Source organism: Micromonospora sp. Llam0 (genome assembly GCF_003751085.1).
GTDB lineage: Bacteria > Actinomycetota > Actinomycetes > Mycobacteriales > Micromonosporaceae > Micromonospora_E.
In genome coordinates this window covers 412,488-428,694 of sequence record NZ_RJJY01000001.1, presented here as the reverse complement: position 1 = coordinate 428,694, position 16,207 = coordinate 412,488, and the positions used below count along the sequence as shown (strand labels likewise).

Genomic DNA, 16,207 nt, shown 5'->3' with positions numbered 1-16,207 from the left:
ACCGGGTCAAGAAGCCCGGCGAAACGGTCTGCATCCGCCACCAGCTTCCAGATCCACCGGGCCCAGCCCCACCAATATAAACTTAGGCTACACAACATTGGGCACAGGGGCAGTCCCGCAACCAACTCCGGGTGACCCGACTACAGCATCACCCCGACCGGACGTGAATTCGCCGACTCTTCAAATCCCAAGTCTCTTATCAGCACTTACCACAATGTCAAGGAATCCATTAACATTAAGATCACTTCCCGTAATATTAATATACACAATAAATTCCCCGTATCGCGCCCAATAAGCCCAGATCGCACATTGTCCTGAAGATGCATGCGTCGAATCAATGTCCACGCAAAACAGATCGAACGAGTCTGCACCCAGGTCACGCAGCGCAGACACACCTATTACCTTGTTCGGAAAATCAGATTCGAAGTTAATCCTAATTGATGACCAATAATACCATCTTGCAACAATCGAGCTAGGGTATCGCTCCACTTCTTGAAGATAATACTGCCCCCCCTCATCGACACCACTGGCCTGCCACACAGACACGAAAGATGAGCTACCAACACCTTCGGTAGCAACCTCCCAGTGAAGTTTTTTCAGGCCCGGCAACGTTACAGGCGAAACGGTTAGCTTGGGTGCATCAACAGGCCCCACGGAGACAAAGAGTTCCAAGACCCCAGCAGTCACAACTGCAAGCACGACTAGAGATAACAGCAACAACCTCCCACGCCAGCCCACAAATCGACCAGAAGTTAACTTGACATTCATATTGCACCCCAGATTCCCTTACCTCATCGTACCATCACCGGCACGTAGATAATCTTCTCGTCGTGCCATGATCGCATCGTAGATAACGAGTGTGCTCAGCTCGGACGGATCATGACTATCAAAAAGGTCTATACCAATCTGCATAGATATCAGGTCAGACTGATCAGATCTCCCAGTCCAAGGATTAGTGGGCAGATTGTTGACAGACAAAAGTAGATCAGTATCAATAGATGCCATACGGCCAACATATCCATAATGAACGTTCGAAAATATATCTAGATAGAACATCGCGCCCGTTCCAACATCTTGGGCGTACTCACTCGGAGCCCACATTTCCCGAATCTCCGCCTTATGGTCCCATTCGGCCCCGGCGCGCACCAGCCGATACCAAAGCTCTAGTGCCTGCAGTGCACTAGAGGTATTGCCACACAAATCGAACAGCCGATGGAGAAGGTTGCAGCCCTCCCCCATCCACCAGCTGATTTGCTGGACATCCGCACTGGCAGAGTTTGTCTGAATCTCACTCAACGTCAACTGGAGTGCCGAGCAAAGATTTCCGTTCCGATCCCGCACACACGGATCCCTAGACCCTAGATCTGCACGCTTCTCACACTGTTTAACAGTCATGCACGAATCAGCATACCGCGTCGGCACCTTGGGTTGCTGATCAGCTGCACTGGAAGAGTCATGGGCACCGCAGCCGCTGTAGCAGGTTTCATCTCTTGGATCGCCATCAATGGTGTAGCCACCGCCCGCATTTGGCGTCGCTAGCTGATTGCAGCCAAGATCACCACAGACACGTAAACCGCTTGGATCCGACCAGGTGATGGGATTACCGTTCGAGTAGGAATACCCGTGCATTTGCTGCGGGTCAGTCAGATCCATGATCGGATCGACAGAGATGAACCGGCCGTTTTCCGGCTCATACTCTCGTGCACCGATATGCGTCAAGCCGGTCGGATCGATGTCCCCACCGACGAAGCCCTTCAGGTTCGGCCAACCCGACACACTGCCACGAGGCACGCCATACGGCGTCTGGCGGCGATGCGTAACGGCTTGACCACCGGTCGGGGAAATGGAAATCGACTGCGTCGACTGGTGATCGGTAACCAGCCACTTGAGACCAAAGGCATCACGCATCGCGAAAACGCCATCGACGTAACTGTAGTAGCGGGTTGCCGACTTCGCTCCCGTTGAAGTCGTGTACCGGATCTCCATTCCGGGCAGATACAAAGTCTTCCCGGACCCATCACGCCGGATGATCCGATCACCGTCGGCGCCGTACACGAACTCATGCTGTTCGCTGCCGTCAACCAACTCCGCCAAGCGGCCTTCGGTGTCCCAGTCAAGACTCTGAGTCCCAGAGGTAGGACTAGGCCGAGACACCGTGTTGCCGACATCATCGTAGCCGTACGAACTGACGCTACTCCCGCCCGGACCCGATGAGGTGACCGACTGCAACGCGTGCGGACGCACGCCACCAGGGGCGGGATACGAATATGTCCGAGTCGTGTCACCACCACCGGCGTGCGACACTTCCGTCAGCCGGTTGCCGATGTCGTCAAAAGTCCACGAGAGCCAATATGGTGCCGGCCCGCCCAACGACCCTGTACTCGCAGCGGCAGCGCAGTCATCGGCGGCGGGCGTCCATGCCTCCACCAGACGACGCAACTCGTCGTACTCAAAACACTGAATGTCCGAGGTCCCACCGTCCGGCACGTCAGCAACCCTCGTGACGTTACCAGCCGGATCATAGCTATACCGCACATCAGACACGTACTGCGGCGACGTCTCCCGGACAGTAACCGACTGCGTCAACCGCCGAGTCGCATCATCGTAGTCGTACCCCCGCTCCACCCACCCCGTGCTGTTCTGCCGGTACCGGATCAGAGTCGGCTCACCCAGCGCCGTATACGTCGTCTCCTGTACATACATGTCGTTGCCGGCGGTCGTGAGCCGCTCGACGAGGCCGGTCACCGCATCGTACACGTACCCCAGATTCTCGTTACCCAGACCAGTTCCACTTCCGCCGGGGTAGGTGTCCGACGCCGGACTGCCGTCGACCTTGTAGGAGTGCAGGAACGTGTAAATCCCAGCGAGCCCCGTCTCCGCGGCCGGCACGATGTAGTCCTCACCATGCGGCTGGTACAGCTCGTTGTAGCCACGAACCCGCATAATGTAGGCCGACCCGTCGACCCACCGGTTCGCGGTATGCAACCGACCCTTGCCCCCACCCACCGTGTCATAGGTCCAGGTGGCCCTACGGGTGGCGGTCGAAACGACGTCGTCGTACACACCGGTCTTTCGGCCGAGCACATCGTAGCTGTATGCCAGCACGTCGCCGTTGGGTGCGGCTCTTTTGGAGTGATGGCTGGTCATCCGGCGAGGGTGTAGCCCTCCCGTTGTTGCTGGTATCTGTTCTGGTGTATGCGTTGGTGTTCTTGTTGCAGGTGGAAGGCCCAGTAGGCGTTGAAGTCGCCGTTGGCGGATACGGCGCGTAGCTTGAGGATGGCTTCGGCGGTGTCCAGTCCCCAGCGGGCGCCGGTGATGTCCATGCGGTCCTTGACCAGATGCCGGCAGGCGCCCTCGATCACGCCGGTGGCGATCGGCCACCCCGCAGCCAACGCGGTGTGGTAGTCCAGGTAGGGCTGGTGGCGGGTCAGGTAGTCGGCGCACTCGTCGGCGCCGGCGCGTTCCCTGGCCGAGTATCCGTACCGGGTGGCCCGCCGACGGATCCCGGCCGCGACCTGCCCGGCCTTGCCGGACAGGATCTTGACCGCCTGCTCGCCGACCCACGCCTCGGCGGCGGGGTCACCGGTGTAGAAGAACGCCCACGCCGCTTTCCACACGTACTCGAGCACGTGGACGAAGTCCAGCACGATGTGGACCTTCACCTGGCGGCGGTCCGCCTCGGCCCGGACCGCGTCGATCTGGGCACGGTTACCGTCAACGAGCACGACCCAGGTCCGCGCCTGCCGCGGGTCACGGCGACACGCCTCGTCGAACCCGGCGGCGACGACCGGGGCGATGTCGTCGACCACGGACGCCGTCAACCACCTGGCCTGGGCGACCGGACCCCGCCGACGCCGGCCGTCGTCACCGGTGATGATCTCGGACGGGGTACGCGGCACCGGCGCCGCGTCGTAGACCACCGCCAACTCCGCCATCCGTTTACGGCCACGTTTCTCTCCCGGCGACAGCCGGGTGGTCAACCTACGGCCTGTCCGGGCGGCGGCCTTCGCGGTGGCGTCCCGTAACGCGGACGGGATCATCACGACACCCTTACCGTCGAACGACAGCACCAGCAGCCAGCCATCGCCGACCGGCCGGTGCGATCGGGTGTCGTAGAACGCGGCCACGTCCACAGCGGCGGCCACCGCCAACTCCTGCACCTGCCGTTTCCCCACACCCACCCCGCACGACCGGTCGATCGCGGCGACCGCGTCGTCGAACGATCCCCGTACCGACTCCACCGCCGCCAACCGGCGCAGCCCGTGCGAATGCCTCTCCACCGGCAGGTTCAACACCGCGTCCGCCGGATACAGGTTGGCCACTCCCGACGCCCGGTACGCCATCCTGGTCACCGTCACCGCACCGAACACCGTGCCCAGCCCCCGACCATGCCCCACCTCCACCCGGGAACGGACCACCTCATCGGCACCGACCACCCGTTCCCGGCGCACCTCCCGCGCCGCCCGCAGATCCACATGGTCCTGCAACAACAACCGCAGCAGCTCACGACCCCGCACCGCGAGGCGGTCCTCCAACTCGGCGTGCGTCAACCCGTCACTGTCCGAGCCGGCCAACCCCTCCACCAACTCCTCGAAACACTCCCGCGACCGGTCGAACGCCCCCGCCACCACGTACCCTGACACCCGGGCTCCTTCTTCGGTTGTGGATCTAGACCACCCATCAACCTACGAGAAGGAGCCCTTCAACCTTCCAACCGACCCAAACACCCCCGCGACCACTCCCCGCAACCACTCCGCGACCATAGGCAATCACCGCCTCACTCCAGAAGAGCCGCACCCGTCGCCGTTGCCGTTCGTCGTGCTGGTCACATCACTGTAGTCGTTGTAGACATGCGTAGTGGTGCCAGCGTCCGGGTCCACAGCGGTTTCTTGACGACCTCGGACATCGTAACCGTAGGTCCAGCTGTTCCCCGCTGGATCAGTCACCTCCACCAACTGACCCTTCGCATCGTACTCGTAGCTGGTAGCAGCGAAGGCAGCTGCGGTTGTGGATCCTTTGTGCTGACGATTCTCAACCGTGTTTCCACGGGCATCAGAGATCATGGTGGTCGGTGTGCCGCCGGCCGGCGGATCGGTGTAGACGCGGTCGCCGCCGTACGAGGTGGTAGTACGCCACTTCTCGACACCGCTGGACTTGAGGATGACGGCGGTGGTCCGCCCGGCCCGGTCGTACTCGGTCACCGTCTGGCTTTTCGCCTCCCAGTCGTACACCGACCGCAGAGTAGTTCCGGGGTTGACCGAATCGTCGTAGTAGAAGGCGTTGTTGATCCGTGACCTGCCCGCCGCGTCGTAGACCATCTCGGTGAACATCGTACCGGTACCGGACTTCGCCGGCGCCTGCGTCTGCCGGGGCCGGAGCAGTCCGTCGAAGAGCTCGTAGCTCGTGATGTAGTTGCCCGCAGCGTTCAGCTTGTGGGTGGTGACCGCGTTGACCCCGCCGGTCCGCCGCAACAGGTAGGAGTACTCGATGTGCGGGTCGTCCCCGTCGTCTCGGTCCTGGTTCGGCAGCCAGACCTTGGTCAGCCGCCCCAACGCGTCGTACGCAAGCTCGGTACGGCGGTTGTTCACATCCACCGCGGCCACCTTGGCGCCCCACGCCGGATCGATCTCCTCGGTCGAGATCCAGCCGAGCGGACCGGTGGTGGTGACGTGGGTCAGGGGACCGCCGGTGGACGGCGTGTACCCCGTTGTCGTCTTGTTGTCGCGCACGTCCCAGCTCTCGATCACTCGGCCATATGCGTCATGCTCCGCGCGGCCGGACGTCAGCCACGTCGTCGTGCCGCCACCGGTAGGCGCCCAGTCCTTGAGCACCTCGGTCCGGGTGATGTCGCCCTTGGTCGGCGCGGCCCCGTACGTCTGGCCGTCGTAGCTGGTCCGCGTATCGCCGATGACGTGCGCGGTGGTTGTCACCGGCTGGCCGCACGCCACCGCGAAGCTCTGGTTACGCCCGACCAGGTCGAGGATGTTCGCTGCAGTGTTCCGGTTGTAGGTGACCTTCTGGCAACGTTCGTCGCCTGGCACGTCGGTCGCGCCGTTTGCCGTGACCTCACCCAGGTCGTTCACCTGGGTGACCATTCCATAGCCGTCAAAGGTGTTCTCCACCTTGGTGGTCCGCCAGCCACGGCCCTGATCAAGCATGGTCGAGGCGTAGGCGGTAGCGACGCCCGTGTAGCGGGCGTCAACGGTCGAATCACCGATGGTCCGGGTGGCGGTCGCGCTGGACTGCCAGGGCACGTTCACCGTCTTCGAGAGCGGGGCGGTCGTCACCCCGTTGTAGATCACCTGTTCGCGCACCAGCCCAGCCCAGACGTCCTCGTCGTTGACCGAACCGCCGATCGAAGCCGGCACCTGCACGCTACGCGTACCGCCCGACGGCGACGACCGGTCACCGTGCAGACCGCGCAGGTAGGTCGTCTCGGTCAAGGTTTGCTGCCCCGGAGCACCGGTTCGCGCACGGACAGTCGAGTAGCCGCGATAATCCGACCAGGTGCGGTAACCGTCCTTGCTGAGCCCGTCATCCTTGGTGTAGCGCCAAGCCGGGTTGCCGAGGTACTCGTAGGCGGTGACCACGTCCACGCCGCCGCCGGTCTGATCGGATTCGGTCACCATCGTGACCAGATATTTGTGGAAATAGTCGGTCTCGGTGCCCCCACCTGCCGCGTCGCTGATGACTGGGTAGCAGCGCAGCGTGTTGGTGTGCGCGGCCGAGGGCATCGGGCCACCGGGCTGGCACTGCGGTGAGGTATAGGCGATCGAGATCCGACCACCGGCTTCGGTCCAGATGTCACTGATTCGCTGCCAGTTCATCGCTGGCTTCCCATCACCGGAGGAGTCGACCCGGTTGGGCAGCTGCAGCCAGTCGAAGCTGACCTCGGGCAGACTTATCGACGGGCTGGCGGCGTGACCGGTATGCACGATTGAGTCGAGCCACAGCCCGCGCCGGGTGCCATCTCCGGTCGGCGGGAAGTCGTGGGTCAACGTCCACGAGTCGACTGCGCGATAGCTGCTGCTGCCAGAGTCCCACACCTGGGTCGTCACGGACGCGAGCCGGCTCGTTGACCAGAAGGTCGGGGTGTACAATCCGGCGCAGGTGGATCCGGTGCACTGCTGGTCCCACGGCGTGTCCGGCCAGTTGTTCTCGTCGTGCGTGGCGCACGACGAGGTCACGCACCGGTCGTCGCTGTCGAAGACCACCCGCGTGGGCGAAGCCGTGCTGCTGTACACCGTGTCCGTGCCGCCTCGATTGTGGGTGCCGTAATCGATCCGAGCGAGCACTCCGGCGCGGGTGTAGGTCACGGCGCTGGCGGCGGTGAAGTTCCGACCATACTTGTTCGTCTGCGGGTCATACCACAGGGACATGGTGTTGCCGTGCGGGTCGACCACGTAGTCGAGGTTCCACCGCCATGCCTGGTTGCAGAAGGACCCGCCGAACGACGACGCGTGGCACGGGTCACCGGAGTGATTGCCGGCGACCGGCACCGTCCAGACCGAGCGGGTCGTTGGCTTGCCGGTCGTCCAGCCGGAAAGCCGGTTCAGGCCAAAAAAGTACTGCACGCCGTCCGCAGCGGTGACCTTCCAGTACTCGTTGCTGTTGTCGTCGTTGGTGGTGTTGGTGAGTCGCTCGACCTTGGAGCCGTCGTCCTGCTTCGGCTTCCAGACACCGCTACTACCGTCGCGGATCAACTCGACCGAGCTGCCGTTGAGCGACAGTACCGCGTTGTCTCGAGCCCAGCACAGGTCCCCCGTGGCCACGGTGTTGTTCGCCCCGCCGTCCATGTCCTGCGCGCACGGACGATAGCGCCGCTCGATGAACCCTGGTGAATACTCGAAGCCCTCACCGATCCAGGACGGCTGGTTGTTGGTCGCTTCGCTACGCCCGTCAACAGCGGAAGAGGAGTACGCAAGGGCCGTGCTGGGTGCCGGACCGCCAAGCGACGGCGGCACACGCATCGGATACGACCAGGAGAAGTCGCCCGATCCTCCGCCAGACGCCCAGGTCGACGATGCCTGCAGCTGAGTAGCGCCATAGTCACCGGCGGCGGACGACGAGTCAGCCAGCAGCGCGACGACGGTGGAGGACCCCGGACGGCCGGCTCGGCCGGAACCGCCCTCGCCGATGGTGATCTCCGCGGTCACCCGCTGATCACCGACGTGGTTGCGGGAGGCCAGCGGGCGTGCACCGCAATTGGCCGCAGCCGGATCGGTCAGCGCGCAGGCTGGTAGCTCGACCAACCGTAGCCGGGTCGACCAGTCCGCGCCGAAAGCGCTGGCGAATCCGGAGTAGTCCACCGAGACGACCACTCGACTCGACCCAGCCGTCCCGTCGATCTGGCTGAGTCGCATCAGGACGCCGGCCCGATGCCAGTCTCGCCGGGTTGTTGCCCGGTCGAGCAGATCGACTCGAATCGGCCCCGGCTCGGCAGTCTGGCTGCCTGACGCCGGGACAGGAGTAAGCCAGACTGGGGCTTCGGGCACCCGCACCTGGGTCGGCCTCACCGGCTGGCCCAGCCGCCGAGCCTGTTCCCGGGTCATCATCGCACCGGCCAGGTCGACCTCGCGTACGCCTGGCTTTGGCCAAACTACTGGCGTTGGCTCGTAGCGTTCGTTGCTGGATCGGTCCTCGCCGTCCTGGCGGGCCGGAACGGCGAATGTGTCCACCACCGACAGCTGATCCGGTTGCAGATTTACCGACGCAGCTGCAGCCGCGTCGCGCGCCGGGGGTGCGACGGCGACCAGTGAAACAGCTACAGCCACTGCGAGAAGCGCCATTCCCGTCTGGCGCGCCCGATGCCGGCGTGTCGCTGGGCGAGGCAGGGTGGTTGACACTACGACCTCCGATACAAGCCGATGTCGGAAGGAGGGGAGTCGGATCATGAGGTGGCGCCGTACAGATTGCCGACCTCGCGGGCACTCACGCTGCCTGCGTAGACCGACACCTGGTCGATGCTTCCGGGGAAGAAGTTGCTCAGGGCCCCGTTCCAGCGTTCCCTGGCAAGCGTGAGGGCACCGGTGGCAGACCACGTCATCGGCGCGCTGAGCTGAACTGGTCCGGTGGTCTGCCCATTGACATAGAGGCTGATGGCACTGGTGCCTGCGTCGTAGACGCCCACCAGATGGACCCACTCACCCGGCACTGGCGTCACCGGCGAGGTCGCCAACGCCAAGGCCGGGCTGTCGGCGGCGTCGCTGCCCCGCATCCAGAAGCCCCATTGCTGGTCACCCGCGTCATAGCCGAGCACGAACGCTTCTACCTGTGCCCCGCCCTGGGCAACCGCAGCCGCGTTCTCTGTCGGCAGCGGATCGGACGGATCGCCGTCGAGTTGCACCCATGCCGAAACAGTGAACGACTGATCGGTCCGGACGACCGGTTGCTCGATCAGGGTGTAGGGGCACTGACCTAAACTTTGGCCGTTTTGCTGGCTTTGGGTAGGTCGGTCTGGGTGATGGTTATCTCGTAGGTGACGTCGCGGGTGCGTTGTGTTCGTCGTTGTCGTTTGGTGCGGGGGCCGGTGCGGGTGCGGGTGTGTCGGTTGTGGGGTTGGGCGGCGATCGCGGTGAGCAGGGTGGTGGTGGGGTCGGGGTCGTCGTGTCCGCAGTTGACGCAGGGTGCGGGGTCCTGGCTTGCGAGGTGTGCGCGGGTCAGGGCGAGGACGGTGGCGAAGCTGACCGCGTCGGGGTCGATGTTCAGGTCGACGGCGGTGGTCACGGCGAGTCGGACGAGGGCGTTGTAGACGGTCAGTAGCGCCCAGAGTTCCTGGTAGGCGAGTTCGGGGGTGTGTCCGCGTGGTCGGGTGCGGGGTCCCCGCAGGGTGGTCTTCAGTCGTCCGTAGGTGAGTTCGATCTGCCATCGTTCGGCGTAGAGCGCGGCGAGTGTGGTGGCGGGGTGACGGTGGTGGTCGAGCAGGGTGGTCAGGACGCGGTAGCGGCTGTGGGTGGTGCGGCCGGCGCGGTCGCGGGTGGTGACGGTGAACTCGACCAGACGGGCGAGTGTCGGACGGAGTCGGGGCAGGGTGCGGTCGGCGCGGGTGGTGCGGCGGCGGGACAGCATCGCGTCGGACTCGGCGAGTTGCACGAGCGCGGAGCCGTCGGGGAGGACCTCGACCAGTCGGGCGGGCAGGCTCCGGGCGCCGTTCTTGACCCGCCACAGCAGGTGCGCCCCGGTGGCGGCCGCCCGCGTCCAGCGGTCCATGGAGAAGAAGCCCCGGTCGGCGAGGTTGATGGTGCCGGGTTGGAGTTCGCCGATCAGGTCGTCGGCGAGGGCCTGTTCGCTGGTCCCGGAGGAGGCGATGCGGGCGGCGAGGATCCAGCGGGTGCCGCAGGCGACCAGGGCGACCATCCGGGCCTGGGGGAACCGGCCGCCGGTCGGGGTGGTGAACCCGGCCCGTGTCCGTGTCGTGTCGGCCAGGTCGAACACGGTGCCGTCGATCGCGGTGACCAGCAGACCGAACGCGTACGACTCGGGCCCGAACGTCGGTGTGGACCGGGCGGCGTCGGTGAACACCCGCTGGTGCACCGCTGCGGGGAGTCTGCCCCGGGCTTTCGACACCGCCGCGGCGGTCGGTGCGCCCTCCACCCGGGTCCGGGGGAGCCGTGAGGTCACCCGTGCGGTCACCACCGATGTGCTCTCCCGCCGGAACAGGCACAGCCCGAGCACGATCATCACCGTGACCGCTCCGGTCAGCACCCGCCGCCGGGCGTCGACGTGCCCGACCGTGGCCCGCGCCCGTTCGATCAGTGCGGCATCGGCCAGGAGTGGCCACAACCGGCCGGTCACCTGCTCGTCGAGGGTCCCGACACCGGCGGGCCCGGCGATCACCGCTGCCCGCAGCGTCTCCCGCTGATCGGCGGCCTGTCGCACCGCGCTGGCGGACAGCATGGCAGAATTCGACACCGAAGCTCCTGGTTGGAACATGTTGATCTAGTCAATCCATGTCCTACCAGGAGCTTCTTCACGTCCCGCACCCGACCCACACCCACCCCGAAACCGGCGCTATTACCCACAAAACGACCAAAGTTTAGGTCAGTGGGGTGTAGGGGTCGGCCGTGGTCGCATACCCGGAATCGCCGTCGAACCAGGCGGCGTCGTCCTGATCCTGACCGTCAGTAGTGAACGCCGATGATGGTGGAGCAGCGTCCCATCCGCGCAAATAGATGTTGCGGCCCCAGTATTCCAGGTCAAGCGCCTGGTCACACCAGCAGTCCGCAGTGCCGGAAAAATCCCAGAACCCGACCCTGGGCGGGGACAGTACGCCGTTGCTGAACGGGACGCCCGCAGTCGGATCCTCGTTCGTGCCGTATAGATCGTCCGGAACCACTACTCGGTCCCAGATCCGCAGATCTGTGACCTCGCCACGCCAGGTGTCGGTCGGCGCTCCGTACCACAGCGCCCGACCTACCACGAGTGAACCTACAGCCGTCCACGGTGTCGCGGCTCGGCTGGTCTCCGCCGCCAGTTCACCGTTTACATAGAGACGCATGATGCCGAGCTCAGCGTCGTGGACGGCGGCAAGATGCGTCCATTTCCCGACGTCCGCAGCGGTTATCGGCACTACCGAGTCCGCTCGATGGTTGGAGCCGGTGGCGGGCGAATCGCCCATCATGAACGACCAGTATGGCACCGGCGGACTACCGAGATAACGGATGCCGAGATAGAAGCCGCTGAAGTCACTGTCGTCCTGACTGACCGCCGTGCGGTTTCCGGTGGTGAGTGCCGACGCTCGTACCCATGCCGTGACACTGAACGACTCAGCGGTATCCAACTCCGGCACGTTCGCCGTCGCGGTGCCATATATGTTGGTGGGCGACTCGGTCACGCTGTCGAAGAACGGAACACTCTCGCCGATCAGTCGGGTGTCGCTCGGCCATGTAACGTCACCCGCAGCGACAAGATCGCCGGAACTTCCCGTGATGTTGCTGAGACCCCGGTTGTTGATGGTATCCATCGGCCAGTGCCCGATAGGCGTCGATGGTGCCCCGACTAGGAAGGAGTAAACGCTGGTCGGGCTCGGCGTGCCGGCGCTGTCCTTGCTGTAGACGTGTAGGGCGTTGTAGCCGTACCGGGGTGGCGTGAGCGTGAGTGTGTGGGAGGCACCCGGGGAAACTGAGACAGTTGTCCCAGGTGGGTTACTCCAGCCATAGACATAGGTGGTCACGTCTGTGGCGCCGGCGGTGAAGGTGAATGTGCCGGATTCTCCGGGACCGCCGTGCGCTGTCGGCCCGGACGGGTAGGTGGTGGAGCTGATCCCCGGGGCTGGCGGCGCGCTGGCGTTGACGGTGAACTGGCAGCTCGTGGACCAGTCGGAATCGGCATGACTGTCGTTGGCACGCACTCGCCAGGCGTACGTTTTGCCTTCGGCCCCCGCCCCGAGATTGAGGGTGACCTCGCCGAAATTGTTGGCTGGACGCGACGGGCCGGTGACTAGGGTGGCTCCGCCACCCACTTGTCTCCACTCGAACGTGCCGACCAGGGTGTCCGATCCGTCCGAGTCGCGATACCGGGCACGCAGCGTCGGCGACGTCGTGCCGACGATACCGTTGCAGGCGACCGCCGACGTGGTCAGTTCGGTCGGGGTACCCGGTCGGGAGTTGTAGTTGACGATCAACCAGCTCTGGTCGACGTAGAACCTCTTCCACCTGTCCTGGTTCCACTCATACTGCCCAGAGGGGTTACAGGCGCACAGCCCGACGGTGTAGCCGCTCCACTGCTGGTTGACCGAGTACTGCACGTCGTTGGTCACGGCGGAACCGCCGAACTCGACGTTGACGTCGTCCTGGATCACGCCGCACCCGCCGGCCTCGTTCGCGTTCGCGTCCTGCGCCCCGAGGTAGGCCGACGTTGGAAGTGGACGTGCGCCCCAGGACATCCGCGGTGTGTTGTTGATCCCTGCTGTCCGGAAGAGATGCACCCAGGTTGGCGAGCAGGACCAGGAGTGGTCGAGGCGCATACGCACCTCGGCGGAGAGGATCTGCTTGCTACGAACTGGCCAGATGTTGAAGCGGAAGTAGGACCGGTAAAGGACGTCGTCGTACGGATTCCGCCCAACCCACGCCTGGTTTTCCACATCCCAGTTGTTGTTGCTGTTGTTCGCGTACGCCCATGAGGTGCTCTTGTTGTCGAATGCCGGATCGATGAACACCGGGTAGGTCGTCTCCGGGCCGTTCAGCACCGCCGGGTCCGGCAGGACTTCCAGGTCGCCAGCGACAACGTCCACGTCGATCGCCGCCTTGGCGGCGGCTGGACCGGGGCCGGCAGCGGTCGACGGCTCCGGAGGTTCTGCAGCAGCAGTAACGGCGCCGCGTCCGCCGTCGGTTACCTCGCCGCCGTTTGCCGGGTCGACCGACGAGTCCCACATCGACGCGGTCGGGGTGACCCCGACCGTCCGCCCTTGGGAGTTGGCAAGTCGGAGCCCGCCATCGGGCAGCGGCTCCGGAGCAATGTCACCACCGAGGATGTAACGCACTCGGGCCAAGTCCGGGTGGGCTGCCGCTTGAGCGGTCTTGACCTCCAGGACGTGCTTGAAGCCTGTCGCCGTGGCCATCACATGCAGGTCGACGTCCGGTAGAACCGAGGCGTACACAGCCGTGTCAGCTTGCACGGTCGGCGTAGGAAGCGTATCAGGCCACGACAGGGTGAGGTCTTCTCCGTCGACCTGCAGGGTTACCAGCGGGGCCGTTCCGCCACCGCTGAATGTCACGTCGGCAGTCGTCGCCGCCGGGGCGAGCCGGCCATCCGGCTGCGCCGCCAAATCGGTCGATACCGGCACCCACGAGTCGGTCCCGGTCCGGATCCGCTGAGGCACGACGGCCGACTCCAGCGTGCGGGTGCCGTCAGGTTCCACGTAGACCTGGGAATACTCGTCACGCTCATCGAGGGCCTCGACACGGGCGGCACAAGCACGCGCGATCCGCTCGGCCTCAGCCGACGTGGCGACCTGGTCCACGCACTGGGGCTGAGGCGGTTCGGCTTCCGCAGGCGTAGACGAGAGCACAACCACACCAGCCAGCATCAGCACGATAGCCGCCAGGGTCCGCACCCAACGTCGGTGCGGGGTACTCGAACGGGTCAGGACAGGCGGTGTCACGCTGACATCCACTAAGACTCCCGTGACTTGATCGCGGTCTTGGGCAAGTTCTGATCGAGGCAGCATCGCTACCGCTGATGCGCCGAAGCGGGCTACGTCAGTGGATGCGGTTCGGTGTCAACCAGGCCGGGACGGGGCCCTGAGTCGGCTTCGATTCGGCTCAGCGTCAGTGCGGCGGCTGTGGCTGCTGCGGTGGTGGTGGCCAGGCTCTGTGGCCAGCGATGTCGTGGGCGGCTCGGACGGGTCGGCGGCGTCTGGGCAGCATCCACTAGGGACCCCCGTGGCTATGCGTCATGTACGTCCGACCCTAGATATCCATGTCCGTATCTGTAAAGGGGGCATCACGATCCGCTACCACAAACCTCCCTCACCGGACATCGAGCAACACAGGGTTATCAGTCGGGTACGACCGGCCAGGCGTACAACTCTGACGAAATCCCGTCGACGTTGAGCCGAGCCACCCGTCCACCGATCGACGGAGTTCATAAGTCCACTAGTGACGGCAGGATGGGTCGGGTCGAGCATCCCAGGAGGTGGTAGCCATGTCCCCGTCCGTGCTGAACTCGTCCGTACCGCGCCGACGACTGGGCCGGGAGCTGCGTCAGCTGCGCGAGCGGCTGACCCAACTGCCGCAGACGTCGGTCGCCAGCGAGCTGGAGTGGTCGGCGACGAAGCTGTGGCGGATGGAGCGCGGCGAGGTCCCGGTCCGCTCCGGCGACGTCGTGCTGCTCTGCGAGTTGTACGGCGTCGACGAGGAGACCACCGAGATCCTTGCCGCGTTGGCGACCAAGACCAGGGAGAAGGGCTGGTGGCACGACTACGCCAGTCTGCCCTCCTGGTTCGAGCTGTACGTGGGCCTGGAAGAGGCCGCCAGCCGGATCCGCGTCTATCAGAGCCAGCTCATCCCGGGCGTGCTGCAGACCCGGGAGTACGCCACCGCAGTCTTCACGAAGGACGTCGACGGCGTGCCCCGTCACCAGATCGCCGACCGGGTCGCGGTGCGGCTGGGCCGGGCCCGACTACTGACCCGGCTGGAGCCGCAGTCGCCGGAGTTCGACATCGTCGTCGACGAGGCGGTGCTGCGTCGCGTGGTCGGGTCGCGCCAGGTCATGGCGACACAGGTGCGTCGGCTCGCCGATGCCGGCCGGCTGCCGAACGTCTCCGTCCGGGTCCTGCCGTTCTCGTCCGACCTGCACGCCGGGGTGCTGACCGGCGGACTGTTCACCATCCTGGACTTTCCCGAGCAGTACGAACCCACCACCGTCTACCAGGAGTCGATCACCGGCGCGCTCTTCCTCGACAAGCAGGCCGAGTGCGACCGGTACGCTTGGGTCTACCACGACATCCGGTCGGCCGCGTTGAGCGAGGCCGAGTCACGGGCGCTGCTGCTGGACACGGCGAAGGAGTACGAGCCATGACCGACCTGACCGCTGCCACCTGGCGCAAGAGCAGCCGATCGAACAGCCAGGGCGACTGTGTCGAGGTCGCCGACGGGCTGGCCGGCGTGATCGGCGTACGCGACTCCAAGGACCCCACCGGCCCGGTCCTGACCATCTCCTCCGCCAACTGGTCGGCCTTCCTCACCGCCACCAAGACCGGCACCCTCACCGCCTGACCGCACCCCGCCAGCGCGCTGGCGGGGTCCAAACCGCACCTCGGTGGACTCGTCGCCGACCAGAATCGTCCCGCCGGGCAGCGACCAGTTGCCGGAGTCGGCGCGTCGGTGCAGGAGCCCCCGACCGCGACCGTCGGTGACGATCGCCGCACCACCGGAACGATCCTGTTCGCCCTCGGCGCGGCCGGGTCGCGGTAGTAGTCACGGCGGCGGGTCACGACACCTCCCGATGCGACCTTGTCGATGCCGTAACCAGAGGAAACTCGGCCAGACCATGGGTAACCCGACTATGCAATAGCCCTGCCGGGTCGCTGTTCAACGCCTCATGGGAATATCGCTCGAACGTGCACGATAAGGGGAGAACCGTCCTCCACTGCCACGTAAACCTGCATGTCTTTCATGCCCCGCCTTTTCGTCGCAGGAAGAACTACGCCACCACTGTTCACTAGATTGACATAATTCCCAACCCCGTACGGATGACCGCTAGCGTC

Annotated in this window: 9 protein-coding genes; 2 read left to right on the top strand and 7 right to left on the bottom strand. The window is 64.7% G+C overall.

Annotation, left to right across the window (positions count from 1 at the left end):
- Positions 1–180: 180 nt before the first annotated feature.
- The 7 genes from EDC02_RS39435 to EDC02_RS01970 all read right to left on the bottom strand — a co-directional run bounded on the left by EDC02_RS39435 (position 181) and on the right by EDC02_RS01970 (position 14,053).
- Positions 181–768 carry a hypothetical protein gene (locus tag EDC02_RS39435; protein WP_148083308.1) on the bottom strand — a complete coding sequence of 196 codons (588 nt, stop codon included), beginning with the start codon at positions 766–768 and terminating at the stop codon, positions 181–183.
- An 18-nt stretch (positions 769–786) separates the two neighbouring features.
- On the bottom strand, positions 787–3,147 hold the full coding sequence (locus tag EDC02_RS01995) for an RHS repeat-associated core domain-containing protein (protein WP_123600468.1): 2,361 nt from the start codon (positions 3,145–3,147) through the stop codon (positions 787–789).
- Positions 3,144–4,631: an ISKra4 family transposase gene (locus EDC02_RS01990; protein ID WP_370461507.1), complete on the bottom strand. Its 1,488-nt coding sequence runs from the start codon at positions 4,629–4,631 to the stop codon at positions 3,144–3,146. Before EDC02_RS01990 ends, EDC02_RS01995 begins: the two co-directional genes overlap by 4 nt.
- Positions 4,632–4,769: 138 nt before the next feature.
- The gene (locus EDC02_RS01985; protein WP_158632026.1) at positions 4,770–8,363 is read right to left on the bottom strand and encodes an RHS repeat domain-containing protein; all 3,594 of its coding nucleotides are present in this window, start codon (positions 8,361–8,363) and stop codon (positions 4,770–4,772) included.
- 527 nt (positions 8,364–8,890) lie between these two features.
- A complete protein-coding gene (locus tag EDC02_RS01980; RefSeq protein WP_255500577.1) occupies positions 8,891–9,397 on the bottom strand; it encodes a LamG domain-containing protein in 507 nt (168 codons plus the stop codon).
- A gap of 20 nt (positions 9,398–9,417) precedes the next feature.
- On the bottom strand, positions 9,418–10,911 hold the full coding sequence (locus tag EDC02_RS01975; protein WP_158632025.1) for an IS4 family transposase: 1,494 nt from the start codon (positions 10,909–10,911) through the stop codon (positions 9,418–9,420).
- Positions 10,912–11,035: 124 nt separating this feature from the next.
- Positions 11,036–14,053, bottom strand: a complete 3,018-nt coding sequence (locus EDC02_RS01970; RefSeq protein WP_158632024.1) for a LamG domain-containing protein — start codon at positions 14,051–14,053, stop codon at positions 11,036–11,038.
- A gap of 590 nt (positions 14,054–14,643) precedes the next feature.
- Here EDC02_RS01970 and EDC02_RS01965 point away from each other — a divergent pair.
- Complete coding sequence (locus EDC02_RS01965) at positions 14,644–15,519, top strand: helix-turn-helix transcriptional regulator (RefSeq protein ID WP_123600463.1); 876 nt, start codon at positions 14,644–14,646, stop codon at positions 15,517–15,519.
- A complete protein-coding gene (locus EDC02_RS01960) occupies positions 15,516–15,716 on the top strand; it encodes a DUF397 domain-containing protein (RefSeq protein WP_123600462.1) in 201 nt (66 codons plus the stop codon). The genes EDC02_RS01965 and EDC02_RS01960 overlap by 4 nt, the downstream gene beginning before the upstream one ends.
- Positions 15,717–16,207: the final 491 nt, after the last annotated feature.